At 41.1% G+C, this 19,323-nt stretch carries 12 protein-coding genes; 6 read left to right on the top strand and 6 right to left on the bottom strand.

Features of this window, described 5'->3' with window-relative positions:
• Nucleotides 1-113: 113 nt before the first annotated feature.
• On the bottom strand, nt 114-3,728 hold the full coding sequence (locus L0657_RS25580; RefSeq protein WP_235153628.1) for a PAS domain S-box protein: 3,615 nt from the start codon (nt 3,726-3,728) through the stop codon (nt 114-116).
• A gap of 87 nt (nt 3,729-3,815) precedes the next feature.
• On the opposite strand from L0657_RS25580, the gene rsmA reads away from it, so the two are divergent.
• Both rsmA and mgtE read left to right on the top strand, forming a co-directional pair.
• Nucleotides 3,816-4,631, top strand: a complete 816-nt coding sequence (rsmA, locus tag L0657_RS25575) for a 16S rRNA (adenine(1518)-N(6)/adenine(1519)-N(6))-dimethyltransferase RsmA (RefSeq protein WP_235153951.1) — start codon at nt 3,816-3,818, stop codon at nt 4,629-4,631.
• Between the two features lie 77 nt (nt 4,632-4,708).
• Complete coding sequence (gene mgtE, locus L0657_RS25570; RefSeq protein WP_235153627.1) at nt 4,709-6,061, top strand: magnesium transporter; 1,353 nt, start codon at nt 4,709-4,711, stop codon at nt 6,059-6,061.
• Nucleotides 6,062-6,072: 11 nt separating this feature from the next.
• Here mgtE and L0657_RS25565 read toward each other — a convergent pair whose 3' ends face one another.
• Nucleotides 6,073-7,539, bottom strand: coding sequence for an L-serine ammonia-lyase (locus tag L0657_RS25565; protein WP_235153626.1), 1,467 nt, complete (start codon nt 7,537-7,539; stop codon nt 6,073-6,075).
• 201 nt (nt 7,540-7,740) lie between these two features.
• Here L0657_RS25565 and dtd point away from each other — a divergent pair, with 201 nt between their 5' ends.
• The 4 genes from dtd to L0657_RS25545 all read left to right on the top strand — a co-directional run bounded on the left by dtd (nt 7,741) and on the right by L0657_RS25545 (nt 10,342).
• The gene (dtd, locus tag L0657_RS25560; RefSeq protein WP_235153625.1) at nt 7,741-8,193 is read left to right on the top strand and encodes a D-aminoacyl-tRNA deacylase; all 453 of its coding nucleotides are present in this window, start codon (nt 7,741-7,743) and stop codon (nt 8,191-8,193) included.
• 69 nt (nt 8,194-8,262) lie between these two features.
• Nucleotides 8,263-9,408: an AAA family ATPase gene (locus tag L0657_RS25555; RefSeq protein WP_235153624.1), complete on the top strand. Its 1,146-nt coding sequence runs from the start codon at nt 8,263-8,265 to the stop codon at nt 9,406-9,408.
• A complete protein-coding gene (locus L0657_RS25550) occupies nt 9,408-10,010 on the top strand; it encodes a DUF4276 family protein (RefSeq protein ID WP_235153623.1) in 603 nt (200 codons plus the stop codon). Before L0657_RS25555 ends, L0657_RS25550 begins: the two co-directional genes overlap by 1 nt.
• A 5-nt stretch (nt 10,011-10,015) precedes the next feature.
• Nucleotides 10,016-10,342 (top strand): nucleotide pyrophosphohydrolase, encoded by a 327-nt coding sequence (locus L0657_RS25545; protein ID WP_235153622.1) that lies wholly within the window; start codon nt 10,016-10,018, stop codon nt 10,340-10,342.
• Nucleotides 10,343-10,556: 214 nt separating this feature from the next.
• Here L0657_RS25545 and odhB read toward each other — a convergent pair whose 3' ends face one another.
• The 4 genes from odhB to L0657_RS25525 all read right to left on the bottom strand — a co-directional run bounded on the left by odhB (nt 10,557) and on the right by L0657_RS25525 (nt 19,312).
• A complete protein-coding gene (gene odhB, locus L0657_RS25540) occupies nt 10,557-12,134 on the bottom strand; it encodes a 2-oxoglutarate dehydrogenase complex dihydrolipoyllysine-residue succinyltransferase (protein WP_235153621.1) in 1,578 nt (525 codons plus the stop codon).
• Nucleotides 12,135-12,185: 51 nt separating this feature from the next.
• Nucleotides 12,186-14,948 carry a 2-oxoglutarate dehydrogenase E1 component gene (locus L0657_RS25535; RefSeq protein WP_235153620.1) on the bottom strand — a complete coding sequence of 921 codons (2,763 nt, stop codon included), beginning with the start codon at nt 14,946-14,948 and terminating at the stop codon, nt 12,186-12,188.
• A 112-nt stretch (nt 14,949-15,060) separates the two neighbouring features.
• Entirely contained in the window at nt 15,061-15,993 is a 933-nt protein-coding gene (locus L0657_RS25530) for a PorP/SprF family type IX secretion system membrane protein (protein ID WP_235153619.1), read from the bottom strand.
• 106 nt (nt 15,994-16,099) lie between these two features.
• On the bottom strand, nt 16,100-19,312 hold the full coding sequence (locus L0657_RS25525; protein WP_235153618.1) for a hypothetical protein: 3,213 nt from the start codon (nt 19,310-19,312) through the stop codon (nt 16,100-16,102).
• Between the last annotated feature and the right edge of the window lie 11 nt (nt 19,313-19,323).

Genomic DNA, 19,323 nt, shown 5'->3' with positions numbered 1-19,323 from the left:
TACAGGGTTAGAAGCCCTTTCTTGAATAAGGTTTAAGTGCTTTAAATTAAAACTGGCCATAATCGACAGAACACCCGTTTTTACCGATCGTTTACATGACTTCCCCTATAAAATTATTTCATCCAATCGTTCAATAATTCTTCATAATGATCCAGAAACTTGCGATATGCGCGTTGAAGCTGTGGAAGTGCTTCGGACAATGTACTTGTATCGTCCGATTTTAATCTCCACTCTGCATCCTTTGCAATCTCAGCTACCTGAGAAACACCGACCGTTCCCGCGCTTCCTTTTAACGTATGCAAATTGCTTTTAACTGTGGCAATGTCACCAGCTGCGAATGCCGTCACTGCTCCCTCAACGAGTTCGTTGGACTCCATTACAAAATCTTCAAAAACCGAGAAGACCAAATCTGCGCCGCCGATGGCTTTTAGCTGGTCAATTATTTCCTTATCTAAAATCGGAAATGAAATTTCCTGGGCAATTTCCTTTTGTTTCATTTCCAGCTTGCGTCCTTCCACATTACCGATCAGCTCTTTTACTTTCCAGATCAAATGCTGCGCACGAATCGGCTTGGCGATATAATCGTCCATTCCCTGGCTTAAAAAACGATCCCTGTCTTCCTTCATTGAATAAGCAGTCATCGCCACGATCGGAGAAGTCAGTTCTGGAAAACGCTTTTTCAATTCCTGCGTCGTTTCAACGCCATCCATATCCGGCATCTGGATGTCCATGAAAATAATATCGTAGTACTCGCCTTTGGTTTTAAGTTTGTTTTCAACCTTATCAATCGCAACGAACCCGCTGTCCGCCAGATCCACCTGACAACCTGATTTTTTCAGGATTTCATTCGCAACTTTTCTGTTGACCGCGTTATCATCAACGAGCAAAATCACCGGATGGAATTCCGAAAATACATTTTCGATCGGCACCTCTTCCATCTGACTGCTCGAACTTACCTGTGCAATAGAAGTACTTTTCGTTTCAAATGTAAACCAGAATGTGCTCCCCTCGCCTATGGTAGATTCCACGCCAATTTCACCATTCATTAACTCACAAAGTTGTTTAGAAATAGCCAGTCCCAGCCCGGTTCCTCCAAAAGATTTGCGCGACGAATTGTCTAGCTGGGTAAAGGATGTAAACAAAATCTGCTTGTCAATTGCACTGATACCAATGCCGGAATCCTGCACTTCAACTTTTATTTTATACGTTTTCCCATCTTTTTTGGCAAGGGATAAGAAGATTTTGACTGCTCCTTTTTCAGTGAATTTCAATGCATTGGATGTGAGATTTGACAGAATTTGCAGTAATCTCGTCTGATCTGCAATGATGAATTGCGGAAGGTCAGCTGCGATGTGGTAGGTTAATTCATTGCCCTTATTTTTCGCCGTTTGCCCAAAAAGAGAAACCAGTTTTACAAGTAATTCATCCAGTGCCAGCGGCGATTCATGAAGCACCATTTTGCCCGCCTCAATTTTTGAAAGATCGAGAATATCGTTTAGGATATCTAGCAAAGTTTCAGACGACCGCTTGATCGTGAAAACGTAATCGCGCTGCTCGGTATTCAATTGTGTCTCGCCAAGCAGATCTATCATACCAATCACACCATTCATCGGCGTTCTGATCTCATGACTCATATTTGCAAGGAAACCTTCTTTAACTTTCAGCGAATGTTCTGCGTGTTCCTTGGCCTTTAACAATTCCTGCTCATTGCGTTTCAGCTCTGTAATATCACGGGCAAGAACCGCCACTTCAATCGCTTTTCCTTTATCATTGGTAAACATCAGCATATTGACCATGAACTGCCTTTCAGTTCCGTCTTTCCGGTTCAGGCTGATCTCGAAATTTCTGAGACTTTTTGTCTTCCGCAGACGTATCAGTGCAGAATGGATTTTCTTTCTGTCTTTAAAGAATTCTGTTATTTCATGTCCGATTACTTCGTCTGGCGTATACCCCATTCGCTTGAAAACAGACTGACTGATCATAGAAATGCGTCCCTGACGATCGATCCGGCAATAAATATCCTGCAAGTTCTCAAAAATTCCACGGAATAATTCCTCACTATGGCGGAGTGAAAGCTCTGCCTCTTTCCGACGTGTGATATCTCTTGCAATGCCCGAAACTTCTTCGATTTCCCCATTAGAATACTGAATTGGATTCAGATAAAATTCCAGCCACATCTCGCCGCCGTCTTTTTTATCAATTTTAAATTCAAAATATTGAGGCTCACCACGGAGAGCCTGACGGTATTTTGTATCCAGCGTTTTTCTATTTTTTTGCCCCACCATGCGCCAGCCAAATTTCTCTGCACCAACCTGCAAAGTAGGACGTATACCTACCTGATTTTCAATTAGGTCAGCATAGTTCAAATTGAAAGACGTTAACTGCAAACTCTTATTTACAGACCAGATCAAATGCGAACTGCTGTCAAAAATGGCGTTCAGACGAGCGGCATATTTACTTAATTCTTCCTCACTTTGTTTTCTGGCAATAGCCAATGCGACCTGGCCGGAAATAAATTCGAGTAATTCCAGATCACGCGCATCAAACATATTCTGATCGTCATATGACTTGACACCAATAATTCCCGTGACTCTGTCGCCAATCCGCAACGGCACACAAAGAAGCAATTTTGGAGTTACCCCATAAAGGTGAAGACTATTTGTCTTCGCCAGTCTTTCAATATCAGAATCATGTAAAAAAAGTGGTTTATTTGAAGCAATCGCATATTCAGTCACTCCGTTTCCCAGACGGCGTCTGGTAAAGCGAACATTTCCTTTGAAATATTCATCGATATAGTAAGGGAAATAAAGATAGCTTTTGCTCTGATCGTAAAGCGCAATAAAGAAGTTTTTGACGTCGATAATCTTCCCTAATTCCTCATGAATTTTATGGTAAAAATCTTCCAGGTTTTGGGTATTGACTGTCCAGTTTGCTATACTGTAATATAAACTCTGGGCTTTTTCAGCACGGATCTTTTCTGTATAATCGTTTAATATACAACGAAATGCAGTTGGCTTTCCATTGTCAAATCGGCATACAACACTTCCGGCCACGAAAACTTTTTTGCCTTCCTTACTCAGAAAGACGGTTTCAAAATTTGGATTTGCTTTTCCTTCACGGATCAGATCGAGCTGTGCGATAGCTTCCTCCATGTGCTGCGGATGAAGAATATCCTGCATGCGCATAGAAGCAGTTTCATCCAGCCGGTAACCCAATACTTCACGCCAGGCCTTGTTTACAAATATAAATTTTCCATCCAACGCCACCAGCTGTATCAAGTCGCTGGTGTTATCTACCAAATCCTGAAGCTGCGCATTTGACTTGGTTATGGAAGATTCCATACGACGCTTTCGGGTAATATCATCACCTACCAGCGTGATGTATAAAACCTTGTCGTCGTCATTTTGGATCAGAACGGAATTTATGGAAAAAGTCCTCAAAGTACCTTTTTGCGCTAAAAATGGCACTTCCCGCTGTTCAAGTTTGCGTTTCCCCTCAATGCCCTCTTGCAGCATCTGACTTATCTCATCCTCCTCATCCTTTGGGACCAACCTGTCAAAAATACTTTCTCCGATCAAATCAGATTCCAGCCATCCGGTTTTTTTTATTGCATAAGGACTAATCGCACGAATGATAAAATCAGGCGTGAAAGTTACCCCAATTAGATTCAGGTGTTGTAGTGTGGTGTGTATTGACTGCCAGTCAGTCAGCGACGATATCATTTCCATAGTTTGACGGAAACCGTATTTTTAAGATTACTTCCTATTCTTTATTCGATAAATCTACGAATTAAGACGTAAATTTGATCCGTGAAAATAAATTATAAAAATCAGAACGATTCGAAAGTTCGTGCCAAAAAACATTTGGGACAACATTTTCTTAAAGACATGAATATCGCCAACAAGATCGTTGACGGTCTGACTGGTCATGGCGGATATGATAAGGTATTAGAAATTGGGCCGGGTATGGGTGTATTGACGCAATATTTATTGCAAAAACCAACATTCAGCACTTTTGTAATTGAAATAGATACCGAGTCGGTCGTCTATTTGAAAAAGCATTATGAAGAATTGACGCCCCGGATTATTGAAGGAGATTTTCTAAAATACAATACCTCCGAAGTTTTCCCCGAGCCTTTTGCGATCATTGGTAACTTTCCATACAACATATCTTCGCAGATATTTTTTAAAGTACTTGAAATGCCCGACCGCGTTCCTGAGGTTGTTTGCATGCTGCAAAAGGAAGTCGCACAACGTATCGCCTCGCCTCCCGGAAACAAAGATTATGGAATATTAAGTGTGCTTTTGCAGGCGTTTTATGACATCACGTATCTGGTAACGGTTCCGCCGGGTGCTTTTGATCCACCTCCAAAAGTTCAGTCAGGCGTGATTCGGTTGAGTAGAAATGATACAAAGTCGCTTGCTTGTGATCAAAAATTATTTTTCAGAGTTGTAAAAACGGCTTTCAATCAACGGAGAAAAACATTGAGAAATGCTTTGAAACCGGTTTGTGAAATGCCGGAAAACCCTCTTTTAACAAAACGAGCCGAACAGCTCGGCGTCGCTGAATTTGTTGAATTAACTAATCTGGCGGAAAGCGTCATCAAGTCTGCCAACTTGGACAATGCTTAAATCGTTTTTTCTATTACCGTCGTAAATATCCGTCGTCACATTTCCTATTGTAATACCCCTTTTGCCAGCATAGATTTATGAATTTTGAGTTAACCAAAGAATACGTTGAACAAGTACAGGAATTAATCCTTGCAGAGAATTCGGAAGTCATTCGTACGAGTATGGCCGAACTTTATCCTGCGGATATCACTGGCTTATTGTATGAATTGGAAACTTCTGACGCCCGGTATCTGATCAATCAGCTTGATACTGCTTTGGGTGCCGAGATCCTGGCTGCGCTGGATCAAAGTGAAAGACGAGAGTTTTTGAAAGCTTTTACGTCAGAAGAGATATCAAAATACGTCAATCTTTTCGATTCGGATGATGCCGTGGATTTGCTGAATGAGCAGCCTATCCGTGTCAGGGAAGAGGTGATTGCCTTACTTGAAGACAGAGAACAAGCGCGGTTCATTCTTGATTTGCTGCATTATGACGAGGATGTTGCGGGTGGTTTGATGCAGAAAGAATTGGTAAAAGCCAATGTAAACTGGAATGTAAATCAGTGTATTGAAGAACTTCGGAAACAGGCGGAAGATGTTGAAAAGGTATATGCGGTTTACGTAATTGACGACAATGGCATACTGCTTGGGATACTTTCTTTGAAAAAAATAGTGCTGGCCAACAAGGATACCAAGGTTGAGCGGCTTTATGATAAAGATGTAATTTTCGTTGAAACCTATCGCCCGGCTGAGGAGGTTGCTGAACTGATGCAGCGTTATGACCTTGATGCTCTACCGGTTGTGAATGTCCAGGGAAAACTTTTAGGAAGGATTACGATTGATGACGTGATTGATGTAATTACTGAACAGGCTAATTCTGATACGCTGGCAATGGCCGGTATCACCGGAGATGTTGAGGAAGATGATACTATTTTGCAGCAAACCCGGGCGCGTCTTCCATGGCTTCTGGTTGGTATGATGGGCGGAATCCTTGCTGCAAAATTTATCAGTTTTTTCGAAGGTGACCTGAAAATTATCCCTGCCATGGCAGCCTTTATTCCAATTATCGGATCGACTGGCGGAAATGTGGGAATTCAGACATCTTCTATTATTTTGCAAAGCATTGCTGATAAAACCGGTTTGAACATCAGTGTATGGAGCAGGCTGATACGTATGTTTGCCGTGGCTTCGATCAACGGACTTATCATCAGCGGAATTGTATTTGGATTTAACTTATTGATTGGAAATGAATTACAACTGGCATTAGTGGTATCTTCCGCTTTGTTATCTGTAGTCTTCCTGGCTTCTTTTACCGGGACTGTAACACCCATTGTTTTGGACAGAATCGGGATAAATCCGGCGGTTGCATCAGGCCCTTTTATTACCACAGCAAATGACCTGATCGGTTATGGCGTTTATTTTGGATTGGCGCATTTGCTTCTGCATTTGTAAAATGAATCCGCCTAACATTCACTCAAACTGATTGGAATATTCACAGCCAGTCCGCCTTCGGATGTTTCCTTGTATCGGAAATTCATATCGAGCGCAGTTTCCCACATTGTTTTGACAACATTATCAAGAGATACTTTCGCATTTTCCGGATTACTCTGCATGGCCAGTTGAGAAGCTGTAATAGCTTTGATTGCTCCCATTGTGTTTCGTTCAATACAAGGAATCTGAACCAGTCCGCCGACGGGGTCGCATGTCATACCTAAATGATGTTCCATGGCAATTTCAGCTGCCATCAGACACTGCTCGACTGTCCCGCCAGAAACCTCTGTAAGGCCGGCAGCAGCCATTGCCGACGAAACACCAATTTCTGCCTGACAGCCACCCATGGCAGCAGAAATAGTCGCGCCTTTTTTGAATATGCACCCGACTTCACTTGCCGTCAGCAAAAATTTTATAATGTCTTCTTCGGAATCATGGCAGAAAATAAGATGATATTGTAAGACCGCCGGTATCACACCTGCCGATCCATTTGTCGGTGCAGTTACAACCCGGCTGAACGAAGCGTTTTCTTCGTTGACTGCCAAAGCAAAACAGCTCAACCAATCCAGCGTGTACTTGAAGCCGCTGCCGCCCACACGAATTGCTGCAATCCATTCTTCGTAATTGGAATAACTTGCCCCATTTAAAAGTTTTTTATTGAGCGCCGCGGCGCGTCGTTTTACATTTAAACCACCTGAGAGAATCCCCTCTTTATGACATCCTTCAAAAATACTTTCCCTCATTACTTTCCAGATATTCAGCAGTTGATCTGCAATCTCCAACTCGCTTCGCCAAACCTTTTCATTCTCATAAATAATATCTGAAATCTTCATCCCGGTCGACATATGCCAGGCAAGCAAATCGGAAGCGTGGTCTACCGGAAAAGGTAATTTGACGCACGAAGGAATTTTTTCGTCTTTGTCTTCTTCTTTTATTACAAAACCACCTCCAACCGAATAATAAGTCTCATTGATGGTCTCACCGTTATCAGTCTCCGCGACGAAAGTGAGTGCGTTGGGGTGGAAAGGCAGGGATTCCTGCATTTGAAATTTTATATCATTTTTGGGATTGAAGATGATCTCTTTTTCACCATTCAATAACAGGATATTCTTCTCGATGATACTTGATTTTACACTTTCAATTTGTTTCGTATCCATCGTAACAGGGTCGAAGCCGCTTAATCCCAATTGCACCGCCAAGTCAGTTCCATGCCCAACACCGGTCTTCGCCAAAGACCCAAACAGAAAAATCTTTACAGCACTGATCTTTGTCAAATTATTATTCTCCTGTATCAGTTTTACAAATTGCTGCGCCGCCCGCCAAGGACCAAGTGTGTGAGAACTTGATGGTCCAACGCCGATTTTGAAAATATCAAATACCGAGATTCTCTCCTCTTTTATGGCTGGTTTATCTGTTTTCGATTGCTCCGATACGATCATTTGTAAAATTTTATTCAAGTTCTTTCTACAATATACAACGCTAATCAAAACGATTCAATATGCTCAGGATAATTTCCTGCGTTTTACAAGAATGAAATAAAAATTACTGGCGCGTGATCCTGTACGATTTATTGTTATTTTGCCAGCCTTAAATTTTGATCACTGACAGGAAAATTCCTGATAATAATTTTTATAATATTCATGATTGCAGTTATTCAGCGGGTAAGTGAAGCTTCGGTTACTATTGAAGGAAAAGTTGAAGGTAAAATTGATACCGGCTTTATGGTATTATTGGGTATCACCCACAGCGACACCCGGGAAGATATCGAATGGCTGGGCAAGAAAATAATTGGAATGAGAATATTTAGCGATGAAGAAGGCAAAATGAATCTTGACCTGAAAACAGTCCATGGAAATATTCTTTTAATCAGCCAGTTTACGTTACATGCAAGTACAAAAAAAGGAAACCGGCCTTCATTTATCGAGGCGGCAAGGCCGGAAATTGCCATTCCTTTGTATGAGCAGATGATTGAGTTTTTAGGACAAGAACTTGGCAGCCCAATTCAGTGCGGAATCTTTGGCGCGGATATGAAAGTGGCTTTGCTTAACGATGGCCCGGTAACAATTGTAATTGATTCAAAAAACAGAATATAATGATTAAAATTTGCGACCTAAGTTAAAAATTGGTATAATGTATCTGGCCGACGTGATATAAATGAACAAATGATTATTTCAAGATTAATATTAAAAAATTGGAAAAACTTCAAAGAGCTTAATGTTCCTTTGAGAGATCGTGCTTTTATCGTGGGACCCAATGCATCAGGGAAGTCCAATCTGCTTGACGTATTTAGGTTTTTAAGGGATATCGCAAAACCAGGTGGTGGGTTGCAAAAAGCTGTAACAGATAGAGGTGGTATAACAAAAATAAGATGCCTTGCTGCGAGAAACTTCCCAGACGTTGAAATAGAGATTCATATGTCGGAATTTTCATCAGAAGAAATTATATGGAAGTATGCGGTTGGTATTAAGCAAGAGACTCGCGGCTATCGGTTGCCGTATTTGACTTATGAAAAAGTGTGGAAGGGTAACAAATTAATCTTAAACCGACCAGATAAAGATGATAAAAATGACGAAGAGAGGCTTAGTCAGACTCATTTAGAGCAAATTAACGCCAATAAAGAATTTAGAGACATAAATAAATTTTTGGAAAGTACAATTTACCTTCATTTAGTACCTCAGCTTTTAAAGTATCCTCAATCCTTTACAGGACCTGACTTATCAGACGATCCTTTTGGGAAGGGATTTCTTGAAAGAGTATCAAAAGTTAATGATAGAACTAGGAAGGCATGGTTAAAAAAAATTGAACTAGCATTGAAAATTGCTGTTCCACAGTTTAAAGAGTTCTATTATACCGAAGAAAATGGTCATCCACATTTAGAAGCTGTATATGAGCATTGGAGACCAAAAGCTGGTAAACAACAGGAGGATCAGTTTTCAGATGGAACACTTAGATTGATTGGTTTACTTTGGTCTTTACAAGAAGGAGACAGTCTTTTATTACTGGAAGAGCCAGAACTTTCTTTAAATGGAGCAATTGTAGCAAAAATACCTTCAATTATATACAAGCTTCAAAAGCCAAAAAAAAGACAAATAATTGTTACCTCACACAGTACAGACTTACTTAACGACAAGGGTATTTCACTAGATGAAATTATTTTGCTCGAATTATCGCCAGAAGGAACTATCGCTAAAACTGCTTCAAGTATACCTGAGATAAAAGCAATGATGGATGGTGGTATGACACCTGGATTTGCGATTTTGCCAAGAACCAAGCCAAAAAATATCAATCAATTAACCATTGCTTTTTGATGACGATTCCCGTTACAATTGTCTTTGAGGATGAACTTAGTGAGTATGTTCTAACACGTATGTTAAGTTTTTTTGGAAATAAATATTCAATTAGCCAATCATACCCTGCCAATGGCTTTGGTTATATTAAGTCAAATATTAAAGGATTTAATAATGCATCCAAATTTTCCCCCTTTATTATATTAACCGATTTAGATAATATTGATTGTCCAATAAAACTGATTGAAGATTGGTTGCCTAAAAAAGTTCATGAACAATATTTAATTTTTAGAATTGCCGTTAGAGAAGTAGAGTCTTGGTTATTGGCTGATATTGAAGGGTTTTCATTATTTTCCGGAGTATCACAGGCAAATTTCCCTATACTTCCAGAATTGGAAAATGATCCGAAGTCAACCTTGATGGGTATCATAAAAAAATCAAAAAAAAGGAAAATAAAAGAAGACATACTTCCTACCAATGATAATGCAAAAGTCGGTCCAAATTACAATACTCGTTTGGGAGACTTTGTTTGTTATCATTGGAATATCAACAACGCTAAGAATCGTAGTTTGAGCTTAAAGAGCGCTATGGATTGTTTACAAAGATTTGAATATAATTATTAACTAAAATGACAATCGAGGAAGCACAACAGCAGGTAGACAACTGGATAAAAACATACGGCGTACGCTATTTTTCGGAGCTGACGAATATGGCGATTTTAACGGAGGAAGTTGGAGAAGTTGCACGAATTATGTCCAGAACCTACGGAGATCAGTCCTTCAAAAAGTCTGATATGGATAAAGATCTCGGTGATGAAATGGCGGATGTACTTTGGGTTTTGATATGTCTTGCCAACCAGACCGGAATCAATTTGACAGAAGCTTTTGAGAAAAATCTTGCAAAAAAGACTGAGCGGGACAAGGATCGGCATAAGGATAATCCGAAATTGAGTTAGCAAATTAGTAGGCAAAGTAACTTCCGAACAAAGGGATAAAGTCTATTTCTCTGCGACTTACTAATCCTGAAAGGATGATAGTATTATAGAAAATGGATGAAGTTTTAGGTTAAACCCTGAAAGGGTGACATAATTTATCTATAGACTCTTAATAAAACACAAAAAGACCTCAAAGAAAATCTTCGAGGTCTTTTTGCTGTCATTATTTTCTGGATTACATATCCAGCAAAAGTCTCATTGGATCTTCAAGTAATTGTTTTACCCGCACCAGGAAGCTTACTGAATCTTTTCCGTCAATTGTACGGTGATCATACGAAAGCGCAAGATACATAATCGGACGGATTACAATTTCACCGTTTACCACCACAGCGCGTTCAACAATATTATGCATTCCCATAATTGCCGATTGCGGTGCGTTGATGATTGGAGTTGAAAGCATTGAACCAAAAGTTCCTCCGTTTGTAATTGTGAAAGTTCCTCCGGTCATTTCGTCCATACCTAACTTTCCATCACGTGCACGGACAGCCAAACGAACGATCTCCTTCTCAATCGCTGAGAAAGAAAGATCTTCTGCATTTCTGATCACAGGAACTACCAAACCGCGAGGTGTTGAAACCGCGATAGAAATATCAGCGTAGTCATTGTAAACCAATTCCTCGCCGTCAATATATGCGTTAACAACCGGGAAGTCTTTTAAAGCAACAGTTACTGCTTTTACGAAGAATGACATAAAGCCTAAACCGACTTCATGTTTTTCTTTAAACTTATCTTTGAATTTGTTACGAAGATCCATTACCGGCTTCATATCCACTTCGTTGAAAGTAGTAAGCATGGCAGTTTCGCTCTTAACTGCAACCAGACGTCTCGCAATCGTCTTACGAAGTGAAGACATTTTTTCACGACGCTGACCTCGCTCGCCAGGAGCTGCCGCTTTCGCTGGAGCTGACGGGGTCGCCGGTTTTGCTGCCGGAGCAGGAGCTGGTGCAGGTTTCGCGCCAGCTTTCAAAGCATCATCTTTCATTATTTTTCCACCTGAACCAGAACCGTTCACATCCTTAGGGTCGATTCCTTTTTCAGCCAAAATCTTAGCTGCAACAGGTGAAGTATGTTTCTCTGTATAACCTTTATCTGATTCGGCAGCCGGAGCAGGAGCCGAAGAAGGTGCAGCTGCACCGCCTGTCGAAGCGCCAACTTCAATTTTACAGATAACCGCACCGATAGCCAGCGTATCACCCTCCTGACCGACAATTCTTAGAGTTCCAACAGCTTCCGATGGAAGTTCGAAGGTCGCTTTGTCTGATTCGAGCTCACATAGAATTTCGTCTAATTCAACATGATCTCCATCTTTTTTGCTCCATGAAGCAATTGTTACCTCAGTGATCGATTCACCAACGGCCGGAACTTTCATTTCGTAAACTTCACCTGTTGCCGCTGGTGCCGCAGCAGGTGCTTTTTCCTCCGCCTTTTCAGGAGCGGGAGCAGCAGCCGGTGCAGGTGCAGCGACGGGTGCAGGAGCTTTCTCAGCAGCCGGTGCAGATGCAACTGCGCCATTACCGGATGCATCGATCGTAGCAATCAAATCGCCAATACTTAATGTATCACCTTCCTGCGCTTTAATATGCAAAACACCTTCTGACTCGGCGGTCAGCTCAAATGTTGCTTTATCAGAATCCAATCCGCAAATTACCTCATCCAATTTCACAAAATCCCCATCATTCTTGAACCAGTTTCCTATCGTAACCTCAGTTATGGACTCGCCTACCGGCGGTACTTTTATCTCAATTTCAGCCATTTTATCAGCAATATGATGAACGAATTATGTCTTAAATAACCAGTTGAATACCTATTCAAATGCCCTGCGAATAATTTCAGCCTGTTCCTGCGCATGGATTTTCGCGAATCCTGTCGATGGCGACGCACTTGAACGACGGGCAATTACTTCCAATGGTTTGCTGCCATTGTACATACGAAGCATGAAAGTCCAGCCACCCATGTTAAAAGGCTCTTCCTGCACCCAAAATACTTTCGCATTTTCATAAAGTGCAAGATGTTCGTCAATTTGTTTTTGCGGGAAAGGATGCATTTGTTCCAAACGGATAATTGCTACATCATCACGTTTATCTTTTTGCTGCTTTTCAAACAATTCATAATACAGCTTTCCTGTACATAACAGCACCTTGGTTACCTTTTTAGGGTCTACAAACGAATCGCCGATTGTCTCTTTGAATGATCCTTCTGTAAGATCTGAAATTGGAGAAACGCAAAGCGGATGTCTTAACATCGACTTTGGTGACATTACGATCAGAGGCTTACGGAATGGGAATTTCAATTGACGACGAAGCAAGTGGAAGAAGTTCGCTGGTGTCGTAACATTGGCAACGATCATATTGTGATCTGCCGAAAGCTGTAAATAACGTTCAGGACGAGCATTCGAATGTTCAGGTCCTTGTCCTTCATAACCGTGCGGAAGAAGCATAACAAGACCAGTCCAACGATCCCATTTTGTCTCGCTAGATGAAATAAACTGATCGATGATAACCTGAGCCCCGTTGGCAAAATCACCAAATTGGGCTTCCCAAATAACCAGTGCATTTGGGTTTGCCATGGAATAACCAAATTCAAAACCTAATACTGCATACTCAGAAAGCAGCGAGTTATAAATCATGAAAGGTCCCTGGCCTTCCTGGATATGCTCTAAATTACTGTAAGAATCGTTATTTTCAACATCATGCAAAACAGCATGACGGTGGGAAAACGTCCCGCGCTGAACATCCTGACCACTTAAACGAACAATATTTCCTTCTGCCAAAATTGAACCGTAAGCAAGTAATTCGGCCGTTGCCCAGTTTACTTCCTTCTTCTCAAAGATCATTTGTTCACGATCTTTCAAAAGTTTGTCAATTTGTTTCAGGCGTTGGAAGCCTTCCGGCGTGTTAATAAGCGCTTTTCCAATTTTCTCAATCACCTCCAGAGAAACACCTGTCTCAGGAGATTTCTCAAAATCAACCGGCGTTGACTTTCTCAAACTATGCCATTCCTGTTCAAGTTTTGGCAAAACGTAAGGCAATGCCTTTTGTTTAACCATATCAAGACGTTCCTGAAGCAAAGTTTTGAATTCTTTATCCATATTGGCCGCCAGCTGAGCATCCACGTCACCCCGTTCTGCAAGTGTCTTTTGGTAGATCTCGCGTGGGTTTTGGTGGTTCTCAATTGACTTATAAAGAACCGGCTGCGTAAACTTAGGCTCGTCAGCCTCATTATGTCCATGACGACGGTAACAAACCATGTCAATGAAAATATCTTTATTGAATTTCTGACGATATTCAACAGCAAGTCGCATACAGAAAACAACAGCTTCAGGATCATCACCATTCACGTGAAGAACAGGTGCATCAACGATTTTCGCAACATCCGTACAATAAATACTTGAACGCGCGTCAATGAAATCCGTTGTAAATCCAACCTGGTTATTGATAACAAAATGGATAGTTCCACCTGTGTAATATCCATTCAAACCAGACATCTGCGTTACCTCGTACACGATTCCCTGACCCGCTACCGCTGCATCTCCATGAATAATCACTGGAAGTACACGGTCATAATCAGATTCATACATACCATCGGCACGTGCCCGGATAAATCCTTCGACAACCGGGTTCACAGCTTCAAGGTGTGACGGGTTTGGAGCCAGTTTCAGATGAACCTGACTTCCATTTTCGGCAGTGATCTGGCTTGCATAACCCATGTGGTATTTCACGTCACCATCTCCCCAAACCTGGTCAGGTAAATTACCTTCGAATTCGTTGAAGATCTGTCCGTAAGTTTTTTGCATGACGTTAGCCAGCACGTTCAAACGGCCTCTGTGCGCCATACCAATCATCACCTCAACCACACCCATTTCCGCAGCTTTGTTAATCATTGCGTCAAGGGCAGGAATTGTCGTTTCTCCGCCTTCAAGCGAAAAACGTTTCTGTCCAAGATATTTGGTATGAAGGAAATTTTCGAAAACAACAGCTTCGTTCAATTTCGAAAGAATATGTTTTTTCTCATCTATCGAAAAAGACATGTTTAATGCTTCTTTCTCAATTTTCTTACGTAACCAGCTTTTTTGTTCGCGGTCACGGATGTAGAGATATTCAAATCCTATATTGCCTGAATAGATCTTTTTCAGGGAATCAATAATTTCTCGCAAAGTAGCAGGGCGACCGAAAACTTCGGTACCAGCTTCAAATACTGAATCAAGATCCTCTTGTCTAAGACTAAAATCGCTAAGTTCCAACTGTGGCTTGCGGTCTATTCTCTTCTGGATCGGGTTGGTTGTAGCCAGCAAATGTCCTCTTGAACGATATCCACGGATTAAGTGAACCACCTCCATTTCCTTTCGGATCTGAGCTGCGTCCACCTTGCCGGCAGATGCTACCTCCTTTCCATTACTGGCACCATTGGCATGTCCATTGCCGTTGGCAGGGTATTTCTGATAAAAATCAAACCCTTCAAAAAATTTCTGCCAACCTTCGTCTACGGAGGTTGGATCTTGCTTATAGGAATTGTATAATTCCTCTATGTAAGCGGCGTCGGAATTTGCTATATATGTGTATTTATCCATCACAAATGTGATTATTTCATTTACCGGACAAAGTTACGAGACTTATGTAAACAAAACGCAAAAAATCTCCTTTTTACTAAACATGTTCAGAGATATTCGCCGTTGGTTTATTTCAATACTTCTGGAAGCCATTCGGGTTAGGAACAAACTTCAGCATTAACTCATGAATTCCCTTTGGCCCGGTTGTAACCAGGTTAAGTTGTTCAACTTGTTTAGTGCTATAAAAATATCCAAGCCTTACATTCCTGCCAACCATTACTTCGGCAGATAATTGTAAATAATTAATATTGGAAGCTCCAAAAGATGATCCTCCTCCTGCATGATAAGTAGCTCCCAGACCAACTTTTTCATTAAACCAAACGCGTCCTCCAAAGTCAACTCTTAGTCTGTAATTCTTCTCCTGAGCAAAAAGTACATTCGGGATAAGCAGTAACTCGTCCCCAAGCCCATAACTTCCACCGACCATAATGTACAACGGCCTGCGATAAAAAAATGCGATTTGTTGCTGTCCAAATCCCTGAGACAATAGCTCAGGTTTCGATACGCCCAAATAAAAATTTTCTGAATGCAGCCAGGCTCCAATCCCGAAACTCCCAAGAGCCCTGTTGGTACTATTGAATGAAGAACCAACATCAAAAACTGGTAAAACATTTATGCCACCCTGACCGCCGAGGGCCAGTTTCCATTGGTCTGAGAGGCCAAGGTGGTAAGCAAAGGAACCCGAAAAAGCGGTGGTTGTAAAAAAACTGGTCTGGTCATTCATTGCCTGAAAGCCTACACCAAATTTTCCATTACCAAAAGTGCCGTCTGCTGCGAAAGTCTGGCTTGACGGTGAGTTTTGTATTGTGAACCACTTTCTGCGAAACATGGCAGTCATATTAAACGTTTCTCTGACGCCTGTAAATCCAGGATTAATCGCCATAGGATTTTGCAGGTATTGCTCATACATCACTTCCCTTTGCGCATAAGCTTTTTCATTATGAATGATAAAAATTGAAAGCGATAGTAGAGAAAACAAAAAGCGGCTTTGGAAACGTGTCATCATCAGTATTGTGGAAAAGAAAGATTTAGAATAGAACAAAAAAAATGGCATGAGAACAGTTCCCGTGCCATTTTTATATTTAATATCATTCTGGTTTTTTAATCATCACTTAAAAGTCATATCCCAAAGTTACGTAAGGAATTGCCTTATTGGTATATCCATTATCAACACCCCAAGCATAATCGAATTTAGCGTAGATACCAAATATCGTTGTTCTGATACCTGCACCATAACCCATCAAATAAGGATTCTTGTAGTTGGTCACCGTCGCTTTGAAAGGCTCTTCAACACTACCGATGATTTCTGTATTTAAACTATTCTTCTCACTAAATGGTCCTTTTCCAGTCCAGGCTGTGCCGATATCTCCAAATCCTACAATCTGCAAATTCCGAAGTGTGCTTGATGTAATAGAACCCCGATAAAGATACTTGATCAAAGGAATACGAAGTTCTGCATTAAGTAACATGTAACTTGTACCTGACAACCGATTCAGGTTAAATCCGCGTAAGTTGGTAGCAAAGTCTGTGAAGAAAATATCTCTGTTGTCTCTGCTGAAATCAAGAGGATTGATGCCCGTCGTACGTGTATCTTTTTTGTTTCCAACCCAGTTTTCCATACCTCCCAAAATGCTCTGTTTGGCAGCTTTCCCGCCTGAATGGCTCATGGCGACGCGGGTTGCAAAAATCAGGTCGCGGTGAAGTTTTTGGTAATGTCTGAAGTCCAGACTGACGCGGTTGAAACTTTCGTTGCCGTTTGATAATCCAAGATAATTGTCATAACGCACTTTAAAACGAGTTCCCTGCATCATATTCATCCCAGTCTTAATAGTATTATCAAAAACAAATTCAGTTCTCAAACCACCATAATTTGAGTTAAGATCAGGATTTGAAAGAATCAGATCAACCATTCGCGTTGAGGTGAACATCGGTGCCACAGTAAAACGACTCGTCGTTGAGAACGGGTATGAAGCAGAAACCATTACCTGATTGAAACGGTATTTTTGCGGCGCAACCTCCGAATCGATATATAATGCTTTTCTGTCAACCCTTACACCAAAATCAATTCGATGAACATTATTAGAATATTCTGCGAAAAGATCACTGTTCCGGAAATTCGAAGAAATAAATACACCCGCTTTGATCACATGATTTTCAAGAAGATCATTCATCGAAATAGATTGGGCGTATCCAAAACCACGGATCGGGTCTATCCGCCAATCAGAGCTAGCGTCGTTATTGATAAACAAGCCTTTATAATTGTACGGACCCTTTATCGCAATATTTTCACGCGTTGCCTTCGTTCTTGTTAGTGTATTTGGAGAAGTTGGGAATGTGCCTCTTTTCTGACGGGTTTCAAATGATTTTAATACATCTTCATCAAACTCATAGTTTTCTGTATCCACCTCTCCCTCTTTCAAAGCCATTTTAGGCGTTTCAACTTTGGCTGGTACTTTGACTGAATCCGTTGGAATAACAGCATTTCCAGGCTTTCCTGTTTCACCTCCTACAACCTCTCCTTTAACCAAAGATGGCGTTTCTATCGAGGCGTTAGCATCAAAGCCATTTTTAAATGCCGCAGTATAATAACCGTCATTCAAATAAGTATACGCAATAGCACCGCCAGATTTCAACGTTATATCAGCATTACGCATGCTGTTAATATAATTCGTTACCTGCGAATTGGTATTTGACGCTCTGTTATATTTGAAAACATTACTTACCCCTTTTCCATTGGACAGATAAAAAACATCATTATCGTCTGCATAAATTGGAGCAACTTTCACCTTAGGATCTGCTGGTGTCAACCTTAACAACTGGCCGGAGCGCGGTGAACCATCATGTTCAAAAACTGATAAACCAGCCGAAAGCGTTTTGAAATTGCCTTTATCAACGCCTAATGAATCCGTAGGACGATTTGAAGCAAAAACCACACGTCTTGCAGAGCCCTGAACAAATCTTGGGGAAACATCGTCGTATAAATCGTTTGTCAATCCGATCAATGACATTCTCGCCACACTGACCAGGAACAAATCATTTTGTCCGTTTTTGTCTGCACTCACTGCAAGCATAGTCCCATCTGTGGAAATATCCATGTCGCTGATCTGATCCAGTCCACGGATTGTCCGTCGCAGTTTGATTTTTATCTTTTTAGAGTCAAGGTTTTCGTATAAATAGAAATTCTGACGACCATTCTCAGAAGCTAGCACCGCCAGCGTGTTATTTCTCGACCAACCCAAAAGTGGCGGCTGAGTTTTATTTCTTCCCCCAATGATATCAAGCTTACCCTGACGGATTATTTTTTTAGAACCGGATTCGCTGTTGAATAAGTAAACGCGGTAACGCCCATTTTTTATTTCACTAACAGCAGTCCACTTTTTATCCGGTGAAACTTTTACAGCGGCTCCGGCGTCCGAGGCACTTAACTCATTAAGTTTATACTTCCAGGCAGGTTTTGGATCCGTGTAAAATTGTTCTGCTTTTTTATTTAGATTGAGATAATACGCACGCCAGTCTCTCAAAAACCGATTATATGACGGAACTCCCAGTGTGCTGGTAATACTGGTCTGTTCTGTCCGAATAATTCTGGTCAGGTTAAGGATATCAGAAATCTTATCTTTTCCATAACGTTCCGCGATATAATTCCAGATCGAATGACCAATTAATGTCGCGTCATTACCAGTCAGCAAAGTTGGTTTTCTAACATTACGATTTGTCAAAAAATCACGCATGTAATCATTCAGCTCCGGCGACCAGCCCTCCGAAATATACGCCGCCGCACCCGTCATGAACCATTCAGGAAGCGTAAGAAGAAGAGAACTTTGAAGTGCTTCCTTCATATTACCGCCGTACAACATATCATATACGAACAGCAGACTTATATCTTTTACCAGTTTCTTTTTAAATCCGATCTGGTCTCCGGTATAAGCCACTTCGACGCGTGACTGGCCGAGATCCAGTTTTTTATCTTCAAGATTATCAAGGCTTGACAATCCCATATTGCTCTGTTCGAGTTCCTGAGGGGAATTGTAGAGGAAAATTTTCACACGGCTATAAGGCGTCCAGCCCAAAACATCTGTAATTTTATCGAACTCACTTTCAGCATATTGCGCTGTAAGTTTGGCCAATGCGGTTCCTCCCTGATAGTGATAAATTTCAAAATTTGTAGTTCTGAAAATCTTCCAGTTGAAGGTTTTATATTGCACACGATTTTTGCCAAAGACTTCCTGGGACGGATAGCGCTGTGCGTTAGTCTCTACACCCGTCAAAAGCAGTGTAAAAAATGTGGCTGATAATGTTAGCTTGTGTATAATTCTAATTCTCATTTTTCTCCTGC

The sequence above is a fragment of the Dyadobacter sp. CY345 genome (assembly GCF_021502725.1).
In the GTDB taxonomy this organism is placed as follows: domain Bacteria; phylum Bacteroidota; class Bacteroidia; order Cytophagales; family Spirosomataceae; genus Dyadobacter.
The sequence above is the reverse complement of the archived record's forward strand: the minus strand, read 5'-3'. Positions and strand labels throughout refer to the sequence as shown.

Bases quoted from the DNA above. Each gene is read 5' to 3' on its own strand.
- L0657_RS25555 (WP_235153624.1), top strand. From the start codon at position 8,263: ATGATTATTTCAAGATTAATATTAAAAAATTGGAAAAACTTCAAAGAG.
- dtd (WP_235153625.1), top strand. From the start codon at position 7,741: ATGATTGCAGTTATTCAGCGGGTAAGTGAAGCTTCGGTTACTATTGAA.
- L0657_RS25535 (WP_235153620.1), bottom strand. From the start codon at position 14,948: ATGGATAAATACACATATATAGCAAATTCCGACGCCGCTTACATAGAG.
- mgtE (WP_235153627.1), top strand. From the start codon at position 4,709: ATGAATTTTGAGTTAACCAAAGAATACGTTGAACAAGTACAGGAATTA.
- L0657_RS25530 (WP_235153619.1), bottom strand. From the start codon at position 15,993: ATGATGACACGTTTCCAAAGCCGCTTTTTGTTTTCTCTACTATCGCTT.
- L0657_RS25545 (WP_235153622.1), top strand. From the start codon at position 10,016: ATGACAATCGAGGAAGCACAACAGCAGGTAGACAACTGGATAAAAACA.
- L0657_RS25580 (WP_235153628.1), bottom strand. From the start codon at position 3,728: ATGGAAATGATATCGTCGCTGACTGACTGGCAGTCAATACACACCACA.
- L0657_RS25565 (WP_235153626.1), bottom strand. From the start codon at position 7,539: ATGATCGTATCGGAGCAATCGAAAACAGATAAACCAGCCATAAAAGAG.
- odhB (WP_235153621.1), bottom strand. From the start codon at position 12,134: ATGGCTGAAATTGAGATAAAAGTACCGCCGGTAGGCGAGTCCATAACT.
- L0657_RS25525 (WP_235153618.1), bottom strand. From the start codon at position 19,312: ATGAGAATTAGAATTATACACAAGCTAACATTATCAGCCACATTTTTT.
- L0657_RS25550 (WP_235153623.1), top strand. From the start codon at position 9,408: ATGACGATTCCCGTTACAATTGTCTTTGAGGATGAACTTAGTGAGTAT.